The organism is Robinsoniella sp. (assembly GCF_034124845.1).
This window is the reverse complement of record NZ_JAWYAJ010000096.1, coordinates 1-5,684: the sequence shown is the minus strand read 5'-3', so window position 1 is coordinate 5,684 and position 5,684 is coordinate 1. Positions and strand designations below refer to the sequence as shown.

At 43.5% G+C, this 5,684-nt stretch carries 4 protein-coding genes; 2 read left to right on the top strand and 2 right to left on the bottom strand.

The features are described 5' to 3' along the window. Window positions 1-86: 86 nt before the first annotated feature. Window positions 87-1,676 (bottom strand): potassium/proton antiporter, encoded by a 1,590-nt coding sequence (locus ACH2DQ_RS04795; RefSeq protein WP_394915193.1) that lies wholly within the window; start codon window positions 1,674-1,676, stop codon window positions 87-89. 256 nt (window positions 1,677-1,932) lie between these two features. On the opposite strand from ACH2DQ_RS04795, the gene ACH2DQ_RS04790 reads away from it, so the two are divergent. Next, window positions 1,933-2,715 carry a hypothetical protein gene (locus tag ACH2DQ_RS04790; RefSeq protein WP_394915192.1) on the top strand — a complete coding sequence of 261 codons (783 nt, stop codon included), beginning with the start codon at window positions 1,933-1,935 and terminating at the stop codon, window positions 2,713-2,715. A 49-nt stretch (window positions 2,716-2,764) separates the two neighbouring features. Here ACH2DQ_RS04790 and ACH2DQ_RS04785 read toward each other — a convergent pair whose 3' ends face one another. After that, window positions 2,765-4,036: an amidohydrolase family protein gene (locus ACH2DQ_RS04785; protein WP_394915205.1), complete on the bottom strand. Its 1,272-nt coding sequence runs from the start codon at window positions 4,034-4,036 to the stop codon at window positions 2,765-2,767. A 266-nt stretch (window positions 4,037-4,302) separates the two neighbouring features. On the opposite strand from ACH2DQ_RS04785, the gene ACH2DQ_RS04780 reads away from it, so the two are divergent. Beyond that, window positions 4,303-5,684: EAL domain-containing protein (locus tag ACH2DQ_RS04780; protein ID WP_395025777.1), on the top strand; the 1,382-nt coding region annotated here is incomplete at its 3' end.

The following is a 5,684-nucleotide window of genomic DNA, read 5'->3' as shown; positions in this document are numbered from 1 at the left end:
AGACTTTTTGCGGATAAATACAAGGCTTTTTACTCTCAAATTTGATTTTTCGGCAAATGTCGCAAAATTATTCCCACTTTTGGCTGTTACATGTTCATAACTAATATATCACCGGTCAGTATCTTTGTATTTCCTCCCGGTATTAAAATTTCAGAGTTCCGCTTGATCATTACAATCAGAGAATCCTTAGGAAGGTTAATCTGGCTTAACGGCTTATCCGCCCATTTATGCCCGCTGGTAACCGGAACTTCCACAAGCGGTATATCGGAGCTGCTTCTGGATGCAATTCTGTTGGAAATCAGAATATCACCTTCGCAAATAATCGTATTTCCTTTTGGAATAATGGTATTTCCCTCCCTTTTAATCATCACAATCAGGGATTCCGAGGGCAGGCATACTTCGTTAATCCTCTTGTCTTTCCAGGGGCTTTGTTGGTCAATAATTGTTTCAATTAACACGATATCCGTATCATCCTGATAATCATTGAACGTCTTCAAAACATTTTCTTCATCGTATACCAGATTTAGTTTTTTCGCCATGTAAGGAAGGAAACTTCCCTGGAAAGTTACGGATAATAGTGCAATACAAAATACGATATGGAAAATATCATTTTGCGGATCTGCCTGATTTGTCACCGTCATGATCGCAAATACAATAGATGCCGCGCCCCGAAGACCAGCCCAGGACGTAAAAACAATTTCACGAAAAGACCTTCCAAATGGCTTCATGATCAGGTATACAGCCGCCGGACGTGCAACAAAGCTCATAAATACCCCAATCAGCAGGGCGGTCAGCAAAATTCCCGGTATCTGGGACGGAAATGCCAGGAGGCCCAGAAGGAAAAACAGAAGAATCTGCATCAGTCCTGAAAGACTGTCAAAGAACTGAATCAGTTCCACCTTTTGCACCATCTTGCTGTTCCCCATAATAATTCCTGCAACATATACACTGAGATATCCGTTTCCACCAATAAAGGATGGAAGTGTATAAGCCGTCAATGCAGCTGCGACAACGAAAATCGTCCGCATGCCGGTAGATTCAAACCGCACTCTCTGCAGAATTCGTACCGCAATAAATGAAATGATTACGCCCGCAAGAAGGCCGAACAGCAATTGCTTGAAAAAAATAGAAATTACCGGAACAGAAGAACCTCCGGACATAAAGGATAAAATAATCAGAGTCATGGTATAGGCTACCGGGTCATTACTTCCACTTTCTATTTCCAGAACAGAAGCAAGGCCATTTTTCAGATTTAACTTTTTAGAACGAAGAATAGAGAATACAGATGCCGCATCCGTAGAACCTACTACAGAACCAATCAGCATCCCTTCCAGCAAGGTCATGCCAAGTACGTAATGGCAAAACAGACCTGTAATACCGGCAGTCATCAAAACACCGAAGACAGAAAGCAGGATTCCCTGTATGCTGGTCGCCTTTGCCGCTGCCCAGTTCGTCTCGAAGCCTCCGGAAAACATAATAAAAATCAAGGCGGTAGAGCATATGGACTCTGCCATACCGAAATTATCAAAGGGGATTTTGATAAGACCATCGGATCCGAAACACATTCCCAGAACCATGAAGAGCAATAGGCTCGGAACCCCCAGTCGGCCGGATATTTTCCCCAGAAAAACACATAGCAGCAATACTGCACTGCAGATAGCTAAAATGTAGAGCAATCACATCACCTCTCTTATAATAATGAAAATATTATGTAAACCACTTTTTTATCATATCACAGGGAAATTCTTCCGTAAAGTAAAATATGCAAAAATATGTGAATTATCCATAATTTTGTATATTTTTTCATTTCACTATTATATAGCATAGCTACAGCAGTCGTCAGAAACAGTTGCAATCTAAAGGAAACAGCGCTAGAATGAATTTATTCACCATCTTTTAATTTACATAAAACCATGACGAAAGGACGCTGTTATGATGAATAAGAAATGGTTCCTATATATATGTGCAGGTACGTGTCTTCTGCTGGCAGGATGTACTGCGAACCCCAGCGTCCAGACAGAGACTCAGGCAGTAAGTTCCCCGGAAAGCGCGGTCCCGGAAAGTGCGGTCCCGGAAACTCGTACACTGTCTACTGAAGCGGAAACGCATACGCTTCCTCCTGAAGTGGAAGCTGGTACACTTCCTCCCGAAATTGAAACAAATCCCATATTTATACATTCCGATGAAGCAGTAAAAAAACCAGAAAAAGAAACAGAAGCAGATATACAGGCTTCCGACGGCATCGACCTGAACACGCCTGTCACAGTAACTGAGAATCAGAAGCGAAGCGTCACTTACACGGTTGAAAAAGTGGAGACCTCCAAGACCTCCGGCACTGCTTCCGCTGACGGGACAAAGTCTCATGCATCAGCTTTCGACGTCAAAACACACTCCTATGTCTGGGTAACATTAAAAGTCCACAATAATGATGCCGGGAAAATCGTTGAATTCCAGCCAGAGTACCGCCGAATCCGTTTTCACCTTGCTTCGGATGGCACTCAACCCGTCAGAAGCATTGAAACCAGCCTCCAGCCGGAAAAAGGCTATTATCCCATACCCGCCGGGGAGGATCAGACTTTCATCCTGGGCTATATAGTTCCAGATTCCCTGTTATCCCAGATGTATCTGCAGACCGGTGGCAGATACGGATACACCGAAAAATGTGATATGCGGTTTGACTTCAGTGATGTTTATTATTTGAAATTATTTGATTAAATGAAAAAGCGTACCCGGCAGAAGATCCTTTCTTCGCCGGGTACGCTCTTTAGATGGTCTCCCCTTCTACCATCTTTTCCACGATATTGCTGCTGTCTCCCAGATAGATTACCCGCTCCAGCCTTTCTAAAAGGCCAAGGGGCTGGGGATGCCAGATTGATTCGTCATCGATCACCAGTGCATCAAATGCAAAGCCTGCTTCAAAGCTTCCTACTTTTCCAAAAAATTCACCGCCTCCCCTGGTTGCCAGATAAAATACTTCTTTTAACGTAAGCGGGGATGCCGTCTGGTCCACCAGCCTCCAATATAGCTTTGAAACCTGTATGGCATCTGACATGGCACGGAACATGGACATGGAGCTTCCTCCTGCAAGGTCACTCCCCAGTCCCACATGCAGCCCTTCATTCAGATACTTTCTCACAGGAGCAATCCCCGAAGACAGATTCATATTGGACTGGGGGCAATGAGCTACATATACGCCGTTTTTCCTGATCAGTGCGATCTCCTCCTCTGCGGAAGATACACAATGTGCCATAACGGTCTTGCATCCATCCCCGAACAGACCTGCCTGTTCATAAGCTTCTCCATAAAAGCCTGCAGACGGACACAATTCCTTTACCCAGGCAATCTCCCCTTCGTTTTCCGACAAATGGGACTGAACCGGCAGATGGTGCTCTTTCTGGATTTCCCCAAGCTTCCCCATCAGGCTGTCCGTACAACTGGGTATGAACCTGGGTGTCAGAATAGGCGATGTATATTGATAATGTCCTTCCATATCTTTCAGCCAGCGCAGCGTCTCCTCCTGGGATTCCTCTGTGGTTTCACACAAGTATTCGGGTGCATTTCTGTCCATGTTTACTTTACCCACCATCGTCCGCAGTTTTGTATCCTCCAATAGATCCATTAAAATCTTCGTAGCATCCCTGTGGATCGTGGCAAATATGCAGGCTCTGGTAGTCGGGCTTTTTTTCAGTTCTTCCATAAACATGCCATATGCCCTTTTTGCATACGTTTCTTCGGCATATCTGGCTTCTTCCGGAAATGTGTAGGTATTCAGCCAGTCCAGAAGTTCCAGATCCATGCCAAATCCCCGCAGTCCATATTGGGGTGCATGCATGTGCAGATCCACCAGACCGGGTATCACAAGCCGGTCACCGTAATCCTTCACCTGAATACTTTGATATTTTTCCGGAAGTTTTTCAAAAACACCTCCGCTGATGCCGTTTTCACAGACAACGTAACCATTTTCTATTAAAACCAGATTATCCGGCGTAGTACTATATATAATATTTCCTTTTACAGCATAACAATTTTCATTCATTGCCATATTCGCTCCTTTTCTTTCTGCTTTTATATTTCACTTTTTCACCCCTGCTTCCGGGTGGGGATATCTCCTGTCCTACTTTATCACAAAAGTATTTTCATTGCAAAAGATTGTAAAATTGCTTTGCAAAAAAAAGTATTTTTTCGTTTTAAAAACCTTCCCTTTATTGTATAATGAATTTATACATTACCAAAAACAAGATATTTCAACATCAATGCTCCTTTCCTTATTATACAACATATCCGGCGAAAAGAGGTGTACCAATGGCTGATAATGAGCAAATATTTCATGATTTTACAATTGACCCCTATCTTTTTTACGAGGCAATCGAAAACAGTACGGATGACTATATCTACATAGTTGATATGATTCGGGATATCTCCCTTATCTCAGAAAATATGCTGCAAGATTTTGACCTTCCCGGCAGGAAGGTACCTGGACTTGTTCCTCTTTGGGGTGAATTGGTACACGAAAAAGACAGACAGCGGTATTTTGATTCTATCGAAAAGATGCTGGAGGGAGAAACGGATGAACACAATGTAGAATACCAGATCCGGAATCGTAAAAATGAATACATGTGGGTTGTCTGCCGGGGACTGCTAAAAAGAGATCAGAACGGAAACCCCATATTTTTTGCAGGTGTTGTAACAAATCTGGGAAGTAAAGGTAAGATTGATTATATTACCGGACTGTTTGCCCAGAAAGAATGCGAAAAGCTGATCACCGGATTGATTGCAACTGAAACCAATCCAGGGGGTATTCTCCTGCTGGGACTGGATGACTTCTCCCGAATCAATGCCTTAAATGACCATATATTTGGTAATACGGTACTTCGCCAGTTTGCCCAGACCATATTGCAGTTTCTTCCTGCTAATGCAGATCTGTTCCGATATGACGGGGATGAATTCGCAATTGTATATAAAAATGCTTCCGGACAGGAATTATACCAGCTTTATCAGAAAATACATGCCTATGCCAACCGCAGGCAGATTACAGACGGGATTTCTTACTTCTGTACCGTGTCAGCCGGCATCACTATGATCGGAACTGACGGAGATAATTATCTGGATTTAATTAAATTTGCCGCCAGTGCACTGGAAGCCTCCAAGCAAAACGGGAAAAATACCTGCACCTTCTTTTCCCCTGATTTAATCAAATCCAAACTCCGCACCCTGGAGATTACCAACCAGCTGCAGCTGAGCATCATGAATCACATGGAGCATTTTCACATGGTATATCAGCCTTTAATCAGTAATGACACCCTGGAAGTGGGAGGCGCTGAGGCTTTACTTCGCTGGACCAGCGAAATCTATGGCCCGGTAAGCCCCATGGAATTTATACCGGTACTGGAATCAAACGGCCTTATTGTTCCCGTCGGCAAATGGGTACTGGAAGAGGCAGTTAAGACCTGCAAAGAATGGATTACTTATGCCCCTGACTTTGTCATGAACATTAACATATCCTATTTACAGATGCTGGATACCTCTTTTCTGCAATACATCCGGGATCTTCTGATAAAATATCAGCTGGACCCCCGCCATATCGTCCTGGAACTGACGGAAAGTTATTTTGTCACCGATATGGAAGCTCATAAAAATACCTTTGCCCAATTGCGGAAAGAACAGATTAAAATTGCCATGGATGA